The following is a 17,649-nucleotide window of genomic DNA, read 5'->3' as shown; positions in this document are numbered from 1 at the left end:
TGCGCTCCATCCGCGCCTACTCGACCTCGGGGTCTGCGGGCTCTTCCTCCACCGAGCGGAAGAGCGAGAGCTGCGGCACGTCCTCGGCGCCCGCGATCGGGACCGGGTACTCGTCGGAAAAACAGGCGTCGCAGTGGCCCTGCTCGAGCTTCTTGCCGAGGCCGCGCAGGCCGTCGAGCGAGAGGTAGCCGAGCGAGTCGGCGCTGATCGCCGCGCGGATCTCGTCCACGGATTTGTTACTGGCGATCAGCTCCGCGCGCGTCGGCATGTCGATGCCGTAGTGGCACGGGCGGATCGTGGGCGGCGCCGCGATGCGCACGTGCACCTTCGCCGCGCCCGCCGCGCGCATCATGTTCGAGATCTTGAGCATGCTCGTGCCGCGCACGATCGAGTCGTCCACGAGCACGACGCTCTTGCCGTCGAGCACGCCGCGGATCGCGTTGTGCTTCACCTTCACGCCGAAGTTGCGGATCGACTGCGCCGGCTCGATGAACGTGCGGCCCACGAAGTGGTTGCGAATGATCGCCGTCTCGTAGGGAATGCCCGATTCCTCGGAGAAGCCGAGCGCGGCTGCACTGCCGGAATCGAGCAGCGGCACCACGAGATCCGCTTCAGCCGGGTGCTCGCGAGCGAGCAGCTTCCCGAGCGACTTGCGGAACAAGTAGACGTTGCTGCCCGGGAAGTTCGAATCGGGCCGCGCGAAGTACATGTATTCGAAGATGCAGAACGACTCGCGCGTCGGGCGCTGGAACGGGCGCAGCGAGCGCACGCGGCCGCGGCGCACGACGATCATCTCGCCGGCGTCGAGGTGCCTGACGACCGTGGCGCCGATCAAGTCGAGCGCGCAGGTCTCGCTCGCGACGACCCAGGCGCCGTCGAGCTGCCCGAGCACGAGCGGACGGAAGCCGTTCGCGTCGCGCACCGCGATGAGCGCGTCGTGCGTGAGCATCACCAGCGAGAACGCGCCCTTCACGCGCGTGAGCGCGTCGATCAGGCGATCCTCGAGCGAAGTCTCGCGCGAGCGCGCGAGCAGGTGGACGATCACCTCGCTGTCGGACGTGGTGCTGAAGATCGCGCCGCGGCCCTCGAGCTCGCGGCGCACGGCGGTGGCGTTCACGAGGTTGCCGTTGTGCGCGATCGCGACCGGTCCGCCGTCGGTGTTCGCGCAGAACGGCTGCGCGTTGCGCAGCGTGCTCGCACCCGTGGTCGAGTAGCGCACGTGCCCGATCGCGTGACGGCCGGGCAGCCGCGCGAGCACCTTCTCCGTGAACACGTCCGCGACGTAGCCCATGCCGCGGTGCACGAACTGCTCGCCCCCCTGCGTCGAGACGATGCCGCCGCTCTCCTGCCCGCGATGCTGCAGCGCGTAGAGCGCGAGGTAGGCGATGTTCGACGCCTCGGCGTGGCCGTGGATGCCGACGATTCCGCACTCGTCCTTGAAGCGCTCCGCTTCTTTCAGCGCGGCGACTTCGGAGATGTCCTTCGGCGCGAACATGCGATCTCCAGCGGCGAGAGTTCGAGGTTCAGCTAAGGCGCGATGCGGGGCGAGACACTGTTGAAGTACGTGTACGCGAGCAGGAAGTAATACATGACGGGAATGCCGAGCAGGTTCGAGTCGATGCGATCGAGCACCCCGCCCGTTCCCGGCAGCAGCGTGCCCGTGTCCTTCACTTGCGCATCGCGCTTGAGCAGCGACTCGACCAAATCTCCGACGATACCCACCACCGCCAGCACGGGCGCGATGAGCAGCACCGCGAGCCAGCTGAGCTCCTCCGAGAGCTCGGGCGCGACCCAATCGAAGCCCGCCTTCAGCAGCGCTGCCATCGCGATGCCGGCGGCGATCGCGCCGTAAGCGCCCTCGATCGTCTTGTTCGGCGATACCTCGGGCGCGAGCTTGCGCTGCCCGTACTTGCGGCCGGTGAAGTACGCGCCGATGTCGCCGAAGATGACCACCGCGATCACGAAGAACAGGTAGAAGCCGCCGACGTCGTCGTGCATCTCGCGCGCGACGGCGCCGCCCCAGCGCCCGGCGACCGACATCTTGAACTCGCGCAGCACGATCGCGTGCGAGAGCAGCCAGCCCACGTAGAACACGCCGAAGAACGTCTCGCTGATGCTCGCGAGCGACTCCGAGATCTGCTTCTTGCGCAGCTGCGCGATCATCAGCCCCAACAACACCGCGCTGAGCAGCACAGTCGCGAGGTACTCGCTGCCGATGTACGCGACGAGCGGCAGCGCGAGCGCCGCCGCGGTGCCGACGCCGCGCACGGGCACCGCGCCCTTCGCCTCGATCAGGTGATAGAACTCGTTGATCGCGATCGCCGTGATCACGAGGATCATCAGCAAGAGCCACCAGCCGCCGAGCGCGACCACACCGCACACGAGCGGGACCAGGATGCCCGCGGTGATCAGGCGCTCCTGCAGATTCGTGCGCTGACGCGGCGCAGCGCCCGCCACGGGCTGCGGATCCTGCGCGGCGCTCTCGCTCATCGCGCGCCCGTCGAGCCGAAGCCGCCGGCGCCGCGCTCGCTCCCGTCGACCGCGGCGCGCTCGTCCCACGCGACGCGCGCCACGCGAGCCACGACCAGCTGCGCGATGCGATCGCCGCGCTCGATGCGAAACACCTCGCGGCCCGTGTTCCAGAGAATCACCGAGAGCTCCCCGCGGTAGTCCGCGTCAATCGTACCGGGAGCATTCGGAAGCACGATGCCGTGCTTGAGCGCGAGCCCGCTGCGCGCGCGCAGCTGACCCTCGAAGCCGGCGGGAATCGCGAGGCGCAGGCCGGTCGGCACGAGCGCGCGCTCGCCGGGCGCGAGCACCAGGGCTTCGCGCACGGCAGCGCGCAGATCGAGGCCCGCGGCGCCCTCGCTCGCGTACGACGGCAGCGGCAGGTCGTCGTTGCCCGCGACTCGCGTCACCGGCACGACGACGTCGCCGCCGCCCGCCACTTGTTACTGAGGCTGTGCGGCGAGCGCCTCGGCCAGCGCCTCGCGGCGCGAGAGCCGGATGCGCCCGGTCGGGTCGATGTCGATGCACTTCACCAGGATCTCGTCGCCCTCGGCCACCACGTCCTCGACGCGATTCACGCGCGCCTCGGCGAGATGGCTGATGTGCACGAGCCCGTCGGTGCCGGGGAAGATCTCGACGAACGCGCCGAAGTCGGTAATGCGCTTGACCTTGCCGGTGTAGAGCTTGCCGAGCTCCGCCTCCTGGGTGAGCTCCTGCACCATCTGCTGCGCGCGCTGCAGCGAGATGCCGTTCGGCGCGAAGATGGTGACGCGGCCCGAGTCCTCGATCTCGATCTTCGCGCCGCTCATCTCCTGGATGCCGCGGATCACGCGGCCACCGGGCCCGATCACGTCGCGGATGCGGTCGGTCTTGATCTTGATCACTTCCATGCGCGGCGCCCACTCGGACGGCGTGGTGCGCGCGGTGAAGCCGGGCAGCACGTCCTTCGAGTCGCGCTCCATCGCGTCGAGGATGTGGAGTCGAGCGTCGTAGGCTTGCTCGAGCGCGCGCTCCATCACGGCCCAGTCGACCGCCTCGATCTTGATGTCCATCTGCAGCGCGGTGATGCCCTCGCGCGTGCCGGCGACCTTGAAGTCCATGTCGCCGAGGTGGTCCTCGTCGCCGAGGATGTCGCTGAGGATCGCGCGGCGCGTGCCCGACTCGATCAGGCCCATCGCGATGCCCGCGACCGGCGCGCGCATCGGGACGCCGGCGTCCATCAGCGCGAGCGTGCCGCCGCAGATCGTCGCCATCGACGACGAGCCGTTCGACTCGAGGATCTCCGAGACGACGCGCACCGTGTACGGGAACTCGTCGATGCTCGGCATCACCGACGCGAGCGCGCGCTCGGCGAGGTGACCGTGGCCGGTGTCGCGGCGCGAGGGGCCGCGCAGCGGGCGCACTTCACCGACCGAGAACGGCGGGAAGTTGTAGTGCAGCAGGAAGTGCTTCGAGCTGCGCTCGTGCAGCGCGTCGATGGTCTGCGCGTCGTCGCCGCTGCCGAGCGTCGCGTACACCAGCGCCTGCGTCTCGCCGCGCGTGAAGAGCGCGACGCCGTGGGCGCGCGGAAGCGCGCGCACCTGGCACGCGATCGGGCGGATGTCCGTCGTCTTGCGCCCGTCGATGCGCTCGCCCTGATCGAGGATGCGGTCGCGCATCAGGGTCGAGCGCAGATCGTGCAGCGCGTCCTTGGTCAGGGTCGTCAGTCGCTTGAGGCCCGACTGGCGCGCCTCCACCTGATCGAGGGAGGCGAGCTCGACGCGCTCTTGGCGATACGGCGTCGTGAGCTTCGCGAGCACGTCCTTCTCGACCGCGGCGATCGCGTCGTAGCGCGCCTGCTTCTCCTTGATCGCGACGGCAACCCGCAGCCGCTCCTCCGCGAGCGCCTTCACCTGCGCCTCGACCTGCACCTTCTCCGCGGGCGGGCCCGCGACCGCGGTCTTCGCCTTGCCCACGCGCTTCGCGAGCTCTTCCTGCGCGCCGATCAGCGCCTGGATCTCGCCGTGGATGTGCTGCAGCGCCTCGAGCACCTCGCGCTCCGAGACCTGCTTCGCGCCGCCCTCGACCATCACCAGCGCCTTGCGTGAGCCGGCGGCGACGAGATCGAGCGTGCTCGCCTTCTGCTCCTCGAAAGTCGGGTAGAGCACGAGCTTGCCGTCGACCTTCGCGAGCCGCGCGGCGCCGATCGGGCCGAGGAACGGAATCTGCGAGATCGCCAGCGCGGCGGAGGCGCCGATGAAGCCGCACATGTCGGGCGGATTCACGCCGTCGGCCGCGAGCACCGTCGCGGTGACCTGCACCTCGTCGCGATAACCGTCCGGGAAGAGCGGGCGGCAGGAGCGATCGATGAAGCGCGAGACCAGGATCTCGCGATCCGAGAGGCGCGCCTCCCGCTTGAAGAAGCCGCCCGGGATTTTGCCTGCGGCCGACGTCTTCTCGACGAAGTCGACCGAGAGCGGGAAGAAGTCGATGCCCTCGCGCGGCTTCGCGGTGTTCACCGTGGTGAGCACCACCGAGCCGCCGATCGTCACGACCGCGGCGCCCGCGGATTGCTTCGCGAGCCGGCCCGTCTCGATCGTGATCTCTTTTCCGCCAACCGTGACGGAAACCGTTTCAGCCTTGAACCATTCAGATGCCATTGAAATACACGTCTCCACCGAGTCACCGCGCGTTTCGCGGTCGTCGGCGCCTAGTGAGGCGACGGGGACGGGATCCAGGGGCACGGGATGCGGGATCAGGGATCGGCGAAGTCTCGCTTCGCGGATCTATGACTCCCACATCTCGCGTTCCGCGGCCGGGCCGCCTCGTTGTTGTTGGTGCTGCTCGACCCTCGCGAGCAGCGTGCCGCCCTTTCTTCTCTAGCGGCGGGAACCTTCGATGCGACGCTTCCTGCTGTCTCGAGCTTCGGAGTCCACTGTCGACCCTTCGCTCGCCTCCGGCTCGCTGCCGGCGGCGCAGAGCGCCGCTTGCCTAGCGGCGCAGGCCGAGCTTCGAAACCAGGGCCTGGTAGCGATTGGCGTCATTGCGCTCGAGGTAGTCGAGAAGGCGGCGGCGCTGGCTCACGAGCTTCAGCAGGCCACGGCGCGAGTGGTGATCCTTCACGTGCGTTTCGAAGTGCTTCGTCAGCTCGTCGATGCGCTTGGAAAGGAGCGCCACCTGAACTTCGGGCGAGCCAGTGTCCGATTCATGAGTCCGGAACTGCTCGATCACGGTTGCAGACGCCAAAACGATCTCCTCGAGGCTCGGAGGCCGGACCTCCGAAGCGGCGGTTTCTAACAGAGGGGGGGTGGCCGGGCAATCGGAATCTGGGCGCTCGCCGGCTCAGGCACCCGGCGGGAACACCCGCAGCGGCCAGAACTTGCGATCCGGACGCAGCTCCATCACCGCGAGCAGATCGCCGCTGGGTGCGAGGGCCGCGAACTTCGCGCCGAGCGCTGGCTGCGGGCCGCGCTCGTAGGGCCCGCGCGCCTCGGCGGCCGCGATCGCGCCGCCGTTCAGCACGCGTCGTGCCTGGATGCCGCTGAGCGAGATCTGCGGCAGCGGCAGCACCTTCGCTGGGGTGAGGATGCGCGCCTCGAGCTCGCCGTTCGCGGCGAGCGCGTCGCACTGCTCGGGCGTGAGGCAGTCCGCGATCGCGAAAGGCCCGTTCTGGGTGCGCCGCAGGCCGGCGAGGTACGCGCCGCAGCCGAGCTTCTCGCCGAGGTCGCCCGCGAGCACGCGCACGTACGTGCCCGGCGAGCACGCCACCTCGATGCCGACGTCGGGCAGCGTGAACGAGGTCAGCGCGATTCGGTGAATGCGCACGGTTCGCGGCTCGCGCTCCACCTCCTCGCCCTTGCGCGCGAGGCGATAGAGCGGGACGCCATCCTTCTTGACCGAGCTGTACATGGGCGGGATCTGCTCGATCTCGCCCTCGAAGCTCGCAAGCGCGGCGCGCACGGCGGCTTCGCCCGGCAGCGCGCCTTCGTGCGTACGCGTGACCTTGCCCTCGCCGTCGAGCGTCTCGGTCGTGACACCGAGGCGAATCGTCCCCGCGTAGACCTTCTGCTCCTGGTCCACGAACGGAATCAACTTCGTGGCCTCGCGGATCGCGAGGGGCAGGACGCCCGTTGCGAGCGGGTCGAGCGTGCCGAGGTGCCCGACGCGGCGCGTGCCGAGCCAGCGCCGCGCGGCGTCGACGACGTCGTGCGAGGACCAGCCCACGGGCTTGTCGATCGCGAGGAAGCCGATGGGACCGGGGCGCTCCTTCTCGTCACGCTTTGCCACGGCGAATCTCCTCGAGCAGCCGCAGCGTCTCGGCGCCGGCGTCGACCGAATCGTCGTGCACGAAGCGCAGCTCGGGCACGCGCCTCGTCGCGAGAGCGCGGGCGAGCTGCGAGCGCAGGAAGCCCGCGGCGCTCGCGAGGCCCTTCGCGGTCTCGGCGTCGGAGTGCTTCTCGCCGCGCGAGCCGTGCGGCACCGCGTCGAGTGCGCTCCAGAAGACCTTCGCGTGCGAGAGATCCGGCGCGACGTCGATGCGCGTGATCGTGACGAGCCCGACGCGCGGGTCCGTCACCTCCTCGTGCAAGAGGCGCGCGAGCTCGCCGCGAATCTGCTCGCCGATCCTCTCCGTCCGCCGCGTCACAGAATCTCCACTTCCTGATCGATCACTTCCGCGAGATGCAGCCCGGCGATGAAGTCGATCGCCTTCTCCAGCCGCACGCGCGCGTCCTGCGCCTCTTCCGAAACCGCCGCCATCCCGAGCACGGCGATCTGCCACGTGTCCTGCCCGCCCACCTCGGCGATCGAGACGTTGAACTCGTTCCGAACCCGCTGCTTGATCGAATTGATCACGCCCCGCTTTTGCTTCAGCGACTGCGAGCCGTGCACGTGAACTTCAACCCTCGCGGCGGCAACAAACATCGATCGCCCTCGATGCCTTGACGTGTTCGCTCACGCGCCAGAACGACCTCGCTGACGAACGCTCCTCCGAGCAGGTCGGCCGAGGCCACAAGCGAAGCGGGCAGCAAAGCGCGGAGTCTTCGGAGCGCTTTGCGAAGTCAACAAGGAAAAGAGTGAACCTCGCCGCCCCCTACAACTCCGCCGGCCGGGATTCAATCTCGAACGCCTCGACGACGTCACCGACCTTGAGGTCGTTGAATCCGTCCAGGCCGATGCCGCACTCGAAACCAGTCTGAACTTCGCGCGCATCGTCTTTGAAGCGCTTGAGCGACGAGAACTTGCCCTGCCACACCTGCACGCCATCGCGCACGAGGCGGCCCGTCGCGCCGCGGCGGATGAGGCCGTCCGTGACGTAGGAGCCCGCGATCGTGCCCACCTTCGCAATGCTGAACAGCTGGCGCACCTCGGCCTGGCCGAGCACGACCTCCTTCGTCGTGGGCGGCAGCAGGCCCGCCATCGCCGCCTTCACCTCGTCGAGCAGCTCGTAGATGATCTGGTACGTGCGGATCTCGACGCCGCTGCCTTCGGCGGCCTTGCGCGCCTTCGCGTCGGGGCGCACGTGGAAGCCGACCACGATCGCGCGGCTGGCCTGCGCGAGCTGAACGTCGCTCTCGGTCACGCCGCCGACGGCGACGTGAATCACGTTCACCTTCACCTTCTCGGTCGAGAGCTTGCCGAGCGCGGCGCTGATGGCCTCGGCGGAGCCCTGCACGTCCGCCTTCACGATCAGCGCGAGCTCCTTCGGGCCGTCGCCCGCGCCCGCGAACAGATCCTCGAGCGAGATCTTCGGCTTCGCGGCCGGCGCCTTCTCCTTGCGCTCCTCGTCGAGGCGGTGATCGACGATTTCCTTCGCCACGCGCTCGGACTCGACTACGTGCATCACGTCGCCGGCGCCGGGCACTCCCGAGAGGCCGATCACCTGCACGGGCTTCGACGGCCCGGCCTCCTTGATCTGCTCGCCCTTGTCGTCGTTCATGATGCGCACGCGGCCGTAGTGCGTGCCCACGACCATGATGTCGCCGCGGCGCAGCGTGCCTTCCTGCAGGAGCACCGTCGCGACGGGCCCGAGGCCCTTGTCGAGCTGCGCCTCGAGCACGACGCCCTTCGCGCGAATCGAAGCATCCGCGCGCGGCTCGAGCAGCTCGGCCTGCAGCACGATCGCTTCGAGCAGCTTGTCGAGCCCGGTGCGCTTCGTGGCCGAGATGTTCACCGCGAGCGTCTCACCGCCGAAGTCCTCGACGACGATGCCGTGCTCCATCAGGCGCTGGCGCGTGAGCGCCGGGTTCGCATCGGGCAGGTCGCACTTGTTGACCGCGACGATGATCGGGACGTCCGCCGCCTTCGCGTGCGAGATCGCCTCGATCGTCTGCGGCATGATGCCTTCGCTCGCGGCGACGACGAGGATCACGATGTCCGTCACTTGCGCGCCGCGCGCGCGCATCGACGTGAACGCCGCGTGGCCGGGCGTGTCGATGAACGTGAGCGTGTGGCCGCCGGTCTCGACCTGATACGCACCGATGTGCTGCGTGATGCCGCCCGCTTCGCCCGCCACGACGTTCGCCTTGCGCAGGGCGTCGAGGAGCGAGGTCTTGCCGTGGTCGACGTGGCCCATCACGGTGACGACCGGCGGCCGCGGCGTGCCCGCCTTCTCCTCGCCGCCAGCCTCTGCGGGCGCGTCGAGGTACTCCGACTCCGAGAAGCCCGTGTCCTGCACCTCGCCGCCGAACTCGGACGCGACGAGCGCGGCGGTCTCCGCGTTGATGGTCTGCTGGATGCTGACCATCATGCCGAGGCCCATCAGCTTGCCCTGGATCTGCGGCGCCTTGACGCCGAGCTGATGCGCGAGATCGGCGACCGAGATCTCGCCCTCGACGCGCACGACGCGCTTGCCGGGCTTCGCTGCCGCCGCGGCGATGGCCGACTTCTTCACTGGTGCGTCCCGCCTCTTCTTGCGTGGCGATGCGAGCGTGCGCGGATCGACGACCGGCGTGCGCGGCGCGGCCGCACGGCCAACCACTTGCTTCGCGAGCATCTCCTGCTCGCGCAGGTTCACGACCTCGCGGAACTGCTTGCGGGTCTGCACCTCCGCCGCAGGCGCCGCCTCGTCGCGAGCGCCCGTGCGCGCGCGGCCAGCGGCCGCCTTCTGGCGCGCTTCCTCTTCGTCTTCTTCTCCCGCCGGGGCGGGCGCCGCCGCGATCGGCTCGGCCTCCGCGTCCTTCGCCGGCTCCGCGGACGGCTCTGCGGCATCGGGCTGCACCTCGGGCGTCAGCTCGACGGCGACCGGCTCGGCCACGGCGGGCACTGCTACCGGCTCGGGCGCAGGCGGCGGCGGCTCGGGCTCCGTGCGCTTGCGGCGGCGGATCACCGCCGCGCCGCTCACTTCGACGCGCGCCTCGGTGACGCGATCAACCTTCTTCGCGGAGAGCTTCTCGCGCAGTAGCGCGACCTGCGCGTCGTCGAGCATCGCCATCGCATTGCGCAGCTCGACGCCGGCTTCCTTCGCCTTGGCGACGAAGTCGTTGCGATCGATCCCGAGCTCTTCGGCGAGCTTGTATGCGCGTACCGTGGCTGCCATTCCGCTCCGCTCTGTGACGCTCGCCGCGCCTTCGGATTGCTACTCGCGCGGCACGCCGCCGCTTTGCGCCGCCTCGGCTTCCGCCGCGAGGCGCGCGTCCTCGGCGGCCTTCTCCTGCGCGAGCTGCGCCGCGTGCGCCTTGATCGCCTTCACGCCCGCGCCGTCGACGCCGCGGAAGCCCGCGAGCAGCGAGTCCTGGCAGCGCGCGAGGTCCTCGAGGCTCGTGATGCCGCTCTGCAGCAGCACGTCGGCCTCGCCGGCGCCGAGGCCCGGCACCACGCTCACCGCGCGCGTGAACCAATCCGCGAGCTCGCGGATCTTCGACTCGCTCTTGATGTCGATCTTCCAGCCCGTGAGCTGCACGGCGAGCCGCACGTTCTGTCCCTTGCGGCCGATCGCGAGCGAGAGCTGGTCGTCGGGCACGATCACGTCCATCGACTTCGTGTTCTCGTCGATGATCACCTTGGAGACCTGCGCCGGCGAAAGCGCGCTGCACACGTAGCGAGCGGGGTCGCCCGAGTACGGCACGATGTCGATGCGCTCGCCGCGCAGCTCCTGCACCACCGCCTGCACGCGGCTGCCCTTCATGCCCACGCACGCGCCGACCGGATCGACGTCCTTGTCGCGCGAGGAGACGGCGATCTTCGAGCGTCCGCCGGGCTCGCGCGCCGCGGACTCGATCTTCACGATGCCCTCGTAGATCTCCGGCACTTCCTGCGCGAACAGCTTGCTGAGGAAGTGGATCGAGGCGCGCGAGAGGATCACCTGCGCGCCCTTGCCCATCGTCGTCACGTCGATCACGTAGGCGCGGATGCGGTCGCCGGGGCGGTACGTCTCGCGCGGCACCTGCTCCTTCGCGGGCAGCACGGCCTCCGTGCGGCCGAGGTCGACGAGCAGCGCGCCCTTCTCGAAGCGGCGCACCGTGCCGTTGACGACTTCGCCCTTCCGGTCCTTGTACTCTTCATACACGATGTCGCGCTCGGCATCGCGAACGCGCTGGATGATCACCTGCTTCGCGGTCTGCGCGAGGATGCGGCCGAAGTCCGCGGTATCGAGCTTCACGCCGATCTCGTCGCCGACCTCGGCCTCGGGATCGAGGCGATGCGCGTCCTCGACCGTGATGTGCGCCTCGCGATCGGTGACGGTCTCCACCACCTCGCGGAACTCGAACAGCTCGATCTCGCTGGTCTCGGGGTTGAAGCGGGCCTCGATCTCCTTCTCGAGACCGAATTTGCGGCGCGCGGCCTGCTTCATCGCCTCTTCGAGGGCTCCGATGATCGTCTTCTTGTCGATGCCCTTGTCTTTGGCGATCTGGTCGATCTCGCGCTTCAGCGGTGCGATGTTCATGGCTTCACCTGTTCCGACTGAGCAATTAGGCCGCGCCTGAGAAGTCGGCGGGCGTGAAGTGGTGGACTTTGTTGGCGCGCGCGACATCGGCGAACGGCACGCGATACGGGCGGCCGTCGACCACGACGTTGGCGGCGCCCTCCGCGAAGGAAGTCAGCGTGCCCTTGAAGCGGCGGCGGCCGTCGATCGGGGCGCGCGTCTCGATCTTCACCTCGCTGCCCTGCGCGCGTTCGAAGTCCTTCTCGCGCGCGAGCACGCGGTCGAACCCGGGCGACGTGACTTCGAGGTGGTATGCGACCGGGATCAGGTCCGCGACGTCGAGGTTCACGGCGACCTCGCGCGACAGCTCGGCGCAGCGTTCGATCGCGACGCGACCGTCGCCTTCGGGCGTATCCACGATCACGCGCACACGCCAAGGCGCACGGCCCTGGTGGCGTTCGATGTCCACCAGCTCGAGGCCGTGGGCGGTCACGATGGGTTCGATCAGGTCGCGCATCGCCGGCGGGATGTCCCCATACATGTTGCGTTCACCTTGCCCGGGGCCCGCCGTCCGCCCCGGGGGCCGCGAAAAAGCGGACCCCAGAAACGAAAAAAGTGGGTGTACGCCCACTTCTTCAGCGCGCTCAAAGCGGGCGTAACCTATCCAGATTGCTCAGTTTCCACAAGGAAAAAGCCCGACGGAGCGGGCCTCTACCCGCGGGGCGCGAGGCTTCGAGTCATTAGGACTGCCGCCTCTCCGCTCGCGTAGTGACGCGGGCGGCGACCCGCGACGCCGAAGCCCAGCGCGCGATAGAACGCTTGGGCTCCCGCGTTGGCCTCGCGCACCTCGAGGTACGCCTCGGCGAGCCCGTGCTCGCCCGCGATCAGCGCCGTGAGCAGCCGCCCCGCGATGCCGCTGCGGCGCCGCTCGGGCGCGACGCCGATCAGCAGCACGTGGAGCGCATCGAGCTCCCGCCGCGCCACGAGACAGCCCACTAGCGCGCCGCCTTCGCTCGCGGCCCACACGCGGCCCTCGGGCAGCGCGATCTCGCTGCTCAGCTGCGGCGCGCTCCAAGCGTCGGCCGGCAGCACGCGCGCGATCAGCGCCGCGATCGCCGCGCACTCGGTCAGCCGCGCGGGGCGGACCTCGAACGCGCGCGATGCTTCGCCGTCCTCAGCCCCCACGCGGCGCCTGGATCTTCAGCGCACGCAGCTTCCGCGAGAGGCTCTCGCGCGCCATCCCGATCGCCTCGGCCGTGCGCGTGATCGAGCCGCCGTGCTCTTGCAGGCGCGCCGTCAGGAAGCGGCGCTCGAACTCGCGGCGAGCATCCTCGAGCGAAGCGCCGGTGATGTCGCTCGTGCGCACGCCGCCGCGCACCTCGTCGGGCAGATCCTCGGGGCGGATGCGCGCGCCGGGCGTCATCAGCACGAGGCGCTCGATCACGTTGCGCAGCTCGCGCACGTTGCCGGGCCACGCGTGCGCGGCGAGCAGCGCGAGCGCTCGCGGCGCGAACACCTTCTCCGGCACGCCCGATTCCGCGCAGAACTCGGTGGCGAACGCCCGCGCGAGGAGCGCGATGTCCTCGCGCCGCTCGCGCAGTGGCGGCACCTGGAATGGGATCACGTTGAGGCGGTAGTAGAGGTCCTCGCGAAACTTTCCGTCCTGGATCTCGCGCTCGAGGCTCTTGTTGGTCGCCGCGATCACGCGCACGTCGACTTCGATCGTGTCGCTGCCGCCGACGCGCTCGAACTTGTGCTCCTGCAGGATGCGCAGAATCTTCGCCTGCGTGCGCAGCGACATGTCGCCGATCTCGTCGAGGAAGATCGTGCCGCCGTGCGCGAGCTCGAACTTGCCGCGCTTCTGCGCGATCGCGCCGGTGAACGCTCCCTTCTCGTGACCGAACAGCTCGCTCTCGATCAGCTCCTCGGGAATCGCCGCGCAGTTCACTTCGACGAACGGACCGGCTGCGCGCTTGCTCTGCAGGTGCAGCTGCTTCGCGACCATCTCTTTGCCCGTGCCGTTCTCGCCGCTGATCAGCACCCAGCCGTTCGTCGGTGCGGCGAGCGCGATCTGCTCCTTCAGTTTCACGATCGGCGCCGACGTCCCGAGGATCTCGTTGGCGCGCAGGCTCTTCGCGCGCAGCTCGCGGTTCTCGCGCTCGAGCCGGCTCTTGTCGAGCGCGTGGCGCAGCGTCAGCAACAACTTGTCGAGCGAGAGCGGCTTCTCGATGAAGTCGAACGCGCCGAGCTGCGTGGCGCGCACCGCGGTCTCGATCGTGCCGTGACCGCTCATCATCACGACCGCGAGCGCGGGGTGCGTGCGGCGCAGCTCCTCGAGCACGGCGATGCCGTCGCGCCCCGGCATCGCGATGTCGAGCAGCACCGCGTCGGGCGCGCGCTCGCGCACCGCGGCGAGCGCCTTGTCGCCGTCTTCGGCTAGCGCCACCTCGTAGCCGTCGTCGAGCAGCACGCCCGAGAGCGAGCGGCGGATTCCCGCTTCGTCGTCGACGACGAGGATGCGTGCCGGATTGTTAGGCATAACGCACCGGAAGCTCGACCACGAAGCGCGAGCCGCGCGGCGAGTTGCGCTGCGCGCGCACGTAGCCGTGATGATCGGCGACGATGCGCGCCACGATCGCGAGCCCGAGGCCGGTGCCGTCGGGCTTGGTCGAGTAGTAAGGCTCGAAGATGCGCGCGCGGTCGGCGTCCGCGATGCCGACGCCGTCGTCGGCCACCTCGATGCGCACCGTCTCGCGCGCGTGGTCGAGGCGCGTCGAGACCGCGACCTCGCCGCCGCCGGGCTGCACCTGCACCGCGGCGCAGGCGTTGTCGACGAGATTCGTGAGCACGCGGCGCAGCTGCTCGCGATCGAAGTCGACCTTGGGCAAATCGCCCGCGCATTCGACGCGGAAGCGCACGCCGCTCGCGCCCGCGTAGCTCGCCACGGCCTCCTGCACGAGCGAGTCGAGGTCGCCCGGCTGCGGGTTCGCCGACGGCAGCCGCGCAAACTGCGAGAACTCGTTCACCAGCACCTTCATGCCCTCGACGTGGCTGGTGATCGTATCCACGCACTCGTCGAACACGCGCGCGTCTTCGTCGCTCACGGCGAGCTTGTCGCGGAAGCGGCGGCGGATGCGCTCCGCCGACAGCTGAATCGGCGTGAGCGGGTTCTTGATCTCGTGCGCGATGCGCCGCGCCACTTCGCGCCAAGCCGCCATGCGCTGCGCGCGAACTTCCTGGGTGTAGTCGTCGGCGACGACCACGCTGCCGAGCGCGCGGCCCTCGTCGTCCTGCATCAGCGAGAGCGTCACGAGCAGCGTGTGCGCGCCCTCGCCGCCCGCGATCAAGGTCTGCCGCCGCACGCTCTCGCGCACGCCGGGCCGCGCCTGCGCCGCGAGATCCCGGAGCACCTCGAGCAGCTCCGCGCGCGTGATCACCTCGTCGAGCTTGCGCCCGATCGGGCTCGGCGAATCCGCCACGCCGAACAGCCGCAGCGCCGCGCGGTTGATCGTGCCGATGCGGCCGTCGGCGTCGAGTGACACCACGGCGGCGTCGACGTTGCGCAGCACGATCTCCATGTAGCGGCGGCGCTGGTCGAGCTCGGCGCGGCCGCGTTCGAGCTTGGCGCCCGCTTCGCGGAGATCGCTCGTCATGCGATTGAACGAGCGCACGAGAAATCCGATCTCGTCGTCGGTCGTGGGCGTGACGACGACGTCGAGATCGCCATTCGCCACCTTCGCGGTGCCTTCCGCGAGCTCGCGAATTTGACCAGTCACGCCCTTCGCCATGCGCAGGCCCCACCACAGCGCGAACAGCACCGCGGCGAGCGAGATCAGCACGAGCACGAGCGTGAACACGCGGCCGATCCGCTCCGCGAACGGCTTCACGTTGCGGTACTCGGCGACCGCGGCGCGGATCGCATCGACCTTGTAGGCGAGCGCTTTCGGCACGACGTGGTTGACGACCACGACGCCGACGACTTCCTGCGCGCGGGACGGATCCGACGAGCGGATCGGCGCCGCGGCGCGAATCACGTCGCCAGCGTCGGTCCCCGTTTCGTCGACGAGCGCGCCTTCCTCGCCCGTGAACGCCGCGGTGACGAGGGCGCTGTCGCGCGCCGCGAGCGCGGCGTCCGGCTGCGACGGGTTCACCAGCGTCGCGATCGGCTCGCTCTCGCCGTACGGGAACACCTGCACCACGCCGAGGCCGTACTCGCGCTGCTTGGCGCGCACGAACGACTCGAGCTGCCCGCGCTCGCCTTCCCGCAACAAGCGCCGCTCGGTGATCTCGCTCGCGAGCTGCCTCCCGTAGTGCTGCGAGATGTCCTGCCATGCGTCGTAATAAGCCGTCGCCACCTCGCCGCTGTCGTCGATGGCGCGATCCATCTGCAGGCCGAACCACGCGTTGATCGAGGCCGTGATCAGCGACGACGAAACCGCGAGCTGAATCCCCATCGGAACCGTCGCGACGAGGAACAGCGCGAGCACGAACCTCGCGTTGAGGTGAGCGCCGAAGATCCCGGCGCGCCGCTCGAACCAGAGCCGCACCAGTTGGCGGCCCGAGAGGTAGACGAGCACGACGATCAGCACGGCCGAGATCGCGTTCAGCAGCAGGAACGGCACGGAGTCCGCGAAGGGCACCGAGTCCGGCAGCGACGCGATGCGCTGCTCCACCCCGATCACCGCGCCCAGCGCGACGAGGGCTCCGAGCACGAGCACGAGGTCCCGCCGCGTGCGCTTGCGCTCTGCCTCGCCGAACGGGCGACGCTCGAAAGGCGGCTGGCTGTCCCCGGTCTGCATCGTCCTCGCCTAACCCCGCGTCACGCCAATTCAAACCGAGCCGCCACGCGAAAGCAAAGGCGATCAAGACGGGGCACGGGAACGCCGAAACGCAGACGACCGGCAGAAGCCCGGGAAACCGCCTGCGAGGACTCCTGTGCCCGTAAACCAAGCGCTGCGCGCTCGCTTCGAAGCCAAGCCCGAAGACGGCGTCGCCTTCGCCGCGCTGGAGGAGGCGTACTTCGTCGCGGGCGAGTGGAGTGAGCTCGCGGCGCTGTACGAGCGCAGGCTCGGCGCAACGGACCTCACGGCGGAGAAGCAGCCGAAACAGCGTGCGCGCGTGCTGCAGCGCCTCGCACAAGCGCGCGAGGAGCGGCTCGGCGACGGCGACGGAGCGATCGCGGCGTACCGCGAGGCCACCGCGCTCGATCCCACGCTGCGCGCCGCGATCACGCAGCTGCGCCGCTTGCTCACGAAGCGAGACGAATGGGACACCGTGCTCGCGCTCGCCGACGCCGAGGCGAAGCTGCCGATGCGCCCGTCGGAGCGCGCCCAGCTCGCGAGCGAGATCGGCGCGCTCTGGCTCGAGAAGCGTGGCGACGCCGCGAATGCGCGCAGTTGTTACGAGCAGGCGCTCGCGGCCGAAGCCACCTACGCGCCGGCGCTGCTCGGCCTCGCGAACGCCGCGGAGCAAGCGGGCGACCTCTCGACCGCGGCAGCCTCGCTCGAGAAGGCCTCGCACGGTCTGCAGGGCGCCGAGCGCGGCGCAGCGCTCGCGCGGCTCGCGAATCTGCAGCAGCGGCTCGGCGACGCGTCTCGCGCATCCGAGAACTTCCGCAAGGCGCTCTCCGACGACCCGAGTCAGGCGTCCGCTCTCGCAGCGCTGGCTGCCCGCGCCGAGGCAGGACAGAAGTGGAGCGCCTTCGACGACCTGCAGGACCGCCGCTTCGCGCTGTCGAAGGACCGCCTCGAGAAGCTCGCCATCGCTCACGACGCGGGCCGCGTTCAACTCGAACGCGCGAACGACCCGCAAAACGCGCGCAAGTGGTTCCGGCGCGCGCTCGACCTCTTCCCCAACGACCCGGTCGTGCACTTGTATCTGTCGGACGTGGAGCGCGCGCTCGGCAACACCGAGGCGCTCGCAAAGCACCTGAAGCGCGCGACCGAGCTCGCAGGCGACGCGGCGCCGATCGACGCGCTGAGCGAGAGCGCGCAGCTCGAAAGCGCGCGCGGCGCGGGCGATGTGGCGATCGACCAGCTGCGCAAGGCGCTCGCCCGCGAGCCGGGGCGCAACGACGTGGCGACACAACTCGCCGACGCGCTCGCCGCGGCTGGGCGCGAGGAAGAGTTCGTCGAGCTCGTGGAATCGCAGCTCTCCGAGCGCCCGGGCGGCGAACGCGAGGTCGCGCTCTGGGTGCGCCTCGGCAGCTTCCACGAGGAGGAGCGCGGCGACTTCGCGACGGCGCTCGACGCCTACGCGCAGGCCCTCGATCTCGCGCGTGCGAACGGCGCCGCGATCGC

At 69.6% G+C, this 17,649-nt stretch carries 14 protein-coding genes; all 14 read right to left on the bottom strand.

Annotated features, from left to right (window positions below; translation table 11 throughout):
• Nucleotides 1-16: 16 nt before the first annotated feature.
• The 14 genes from FJ091_11375 to FJ091_11310 all read right to left on the bottom strand — a co-directional run bounded on the left by FJ091_11375 (nucleotide 17) and on the right by FJ091_11310 (nucleotide 16,149).
• The gene (locus FJ091_11375; protein MBM4383958.1) at nucleotides 17-1,495 is read right to left on the bottom strand and encodes an amidophosphoribosyltransferase; all 1,479 of its coding nucleotides are present in this window, start codon (nucleotides 1,493-1,495) and stop codon (nucleotides 17-19) included.
• Nucleotides 1,496-1,527: 32 nt separating this feature from the next.
• Nucleotides 1,528-2,490 carry a phosphatidate cytidylyltransferase gene (locus FJ091_11370; protein ID MBM4383957.1) on the bottom strand — a complete coding sequence of 321 codons (963 nt, stop codon included), beginning with the start codon at nucleotides 2,488-2,490 and terminating at the stop codon, nucleotides 1,528-1,530.
• The gene (gene dut, locus FJ091_11365) at nucleotides 2,487-2,948 is read right to left on the bottom strand and encodes a dUTP diphosphatase (protein ID MBM4383956.1); all 462 of its coding nucleotides are present in this window, start codon (nucleotides 2,946-2,948) and stop codon (nucleotides 2,487-2,489) included. The genes FJ091_11370 and dut overlap by 4 nt, the downstream gene beginning before the upstream one ends.
• A 3-nt stretch (nucleotides 2,949-2,951) precedes the next feature.
• The gene (pnp, locus tag FJ091_11360) at nucleotides 2,952-5,147 is read right to left on the bottom strand and encodes a polyribonucleotide nucleotidyltransferase (GenBank protein ID MBM4383955.1); all 2,196 of its coding nucleotides are present in this window, start codon (nucleotides 5,145-5,147) and stop codon (nucleotides 2,952-2,954) included.
• Nucleotides 5,148-5,478: 331 nt separating this feature from the next.
• A complete protein-coding gene (gene rpsO, locus FJ091_11355; protein ID MBM4383954.1) occupies nucleotides 5,479-5,739 on the bottom strand; it encodes a 30S ribosomal protein S15 in 261 nt (86 codons plus the stop codon).
• A gap of 90 nt (nucleotides 5,740-5,829) precedes the next feature.
• Entirely contained in the window at nucleotides 5,830-6,774 is a 945-nt protein-coding gene (truB, locus tag FJ091_11350) for a tRNA pseudouridine(55) synthase TruB (GenBank protein MBM4383953.1), read from the bottom strand.
• Nucleotides 6,761-7,132 (bottom strand): 30S ribosome-binding factor RbfA, encoded by a 372-nt coding sequence (rbfA, locus tag FJ091_11345; protein MBM4383952.1) that lies wholly within the window; start codon nucleotides 7,130-7,132, stop codon nucleotides 6,761-6,763. The genes truB and rbfA overlap by 14 nt, the downstream gene beginning before the upstream one ends.
• Entirely contained in the window at nucleotides 7,129-7,410 is a 282-nt protein-coding gene (locus FJ091_11340; GenBank protein MBM4383951.1) for a DUF503 domain-containing protein, read from the bottom strand. The genes rbfA and FJ091_11340 overlap by 4 nt, the downstream gene beginning before the upstream one ends.
• A gap of 169 nt (nucleotides 7,411-7,579) precedes the next feature.
• Entirely contained in the window at nucleotides 7,580-10,024 is a 2,445-nt protein-coding gene (infB, locus tag FJ091_11335; GenBank protein MBM4383950.1) for a translation initiation factor IF-2, read from the bottom strand.
• Between the two features lie 39 nt (nucleotides 10,025-10,063).
• Nucleotides 10,064-11,371, bottom strand: a complete 1,308-nt coding sequence (gene nusA, locus FJ091_11330) for a transcription termination/antitermination protein NusA (protein ID MBM4383949.1) — start codon at nucleotides 11,369-11,371, stop codon at nucleotides 10,064-10,066.
• A 25-nt stretch (nucleotides 11,372-11,396) separates the two neighbouring features.
• Complete coding sequence (locus tag FJ091_11325; protein ID MBM4383948.1) at nucleotides 11,397-11,891, bottom strand: ribosome maturation factor RimP; 495 nt, start codon at nucleotides 11,889-11,891, stop codon at nucleotides 11,397-11,399.
• Nucleotides 11,892-12,061: 170 nt separating this feature from the next.
• The gene (locus FJ091_11320) at nucleotides 12,062-12,535 is read right to left on the bottom strand and encodes a GNAT family N-acetyltransferase (protein MBM4383947.1); all 474 of its coding nucleotides are present in this window, start codon (nucleotides 12,533-12,535) and stop codon (nucleotides 12,062-12,064) included.
• The gene (locus tag FJ091_11315; GenBank protein MBM4383946.1) at nucleotides 12,525-13,889 is read right to left on the bottom strand and encodes a sigma-54-dependent Fis family transcriptional regulator; all 1,365 of its coding nucleotides are present in this window, start codon (nucleotides 13,887-13,889) and stop codon (nucleotides 12,525-12,527) included. The genes FJ091_11320 and FJ091_11315 overlap by 11 nt, the downstream gene beginning before the upstream one ends.
• Nucleotides 13,882-16,149, bottom strand: a complete 2,268-nt coding sequence (locus FJ091_11310; protein ID MBM4383945.1) for a HAMP domain-containing protein — start codon at nucleotides 16,147-16,149, stop codon at nucleotides 13,882-13,884. Before FJ091_11310 ends, FJ091_11315 begins: the two co-directional genes overlap by 8 nt.
• Nucleotides 16,150-17,649 lie beyond the last annotated feature (1,500 nt).

Source organism: Deltaproteobacteria bacterium, from assembly GCA_016875395.1.
Lineage (GTDB): Bacteria > Myxococcota_A > UBA9160 > UBA9160 > UBA6930 > VGRF01.
Note: the sequence above shows the minus strand (reverse complement) of the source record. Positions and strands in the feature narration are given on the sequence as shown.

Bases quoted from the DNA above. Each gene is read 5' to 3' on its own strand.
- FJ091_11375 (MBM4383958.1), bottom strand. From the start codon at position 1,495: ATGTTCGCGCCGAAGGACATCTCCGAAGTCGCCGCGCTGAAAGAAGCG.
- FJ091_11370 (MBM4383957.1), bottom strand. From the start codon at position 2,490: ATGAGCGAGAGCGCCGCGCAGGATCCGCAGCCCGTGGCGGGCGCTGCG.
- pnp (MBM4383955.1), bottom strand. From the start codon at position 5,147: ATGGCATCTGAATGGTTCAAGGCTGAAACGGTTTCCGTCACGGTTGGC.
- FJ091_11340 (MBM4383951.1), bottom strand. From the start codon at position 7,410: ATGTTTGTTGCCGCCGCGAGGGTTGAAGTTCACGTGCACGGCTCGCAG.
- infB (MBM4383950.1), bottom strand. From the start codon at position 10,024: ATGGCAGCCACGGTACGCGCATACAAGCTCGCCGAAGAGCTCGGGATC.
- nusA (MBM4383949.1), bottom strand. From the start codon at position 11,371: ATGAACATCGCACCGCTGAAGCGCGAGATCGACCAGATCGCCAAAGAC.
- FJ091_11325 (MBM4383948.1), bottom strand. From the start codon at position 11,891: ATGTATGGGGACATCCCGCCGGCGATGCGCGACCTGATCGAACCCATC.
- FJ091_11315 (MBM4383946.1), bottom strand. From the start codon at position 13,889: ATGCCTAACAATCCGGCACGCATCCTCGTCGTCGACGACGAAGCGGGA.
- FJ091_11310 (MBM4383945.1), bottom strand. From the start codon at position 16,149: ATGCAGACCGGGGACAGCCAGCCGCCTTTCGAGCGTCGCCCGTTCGGC.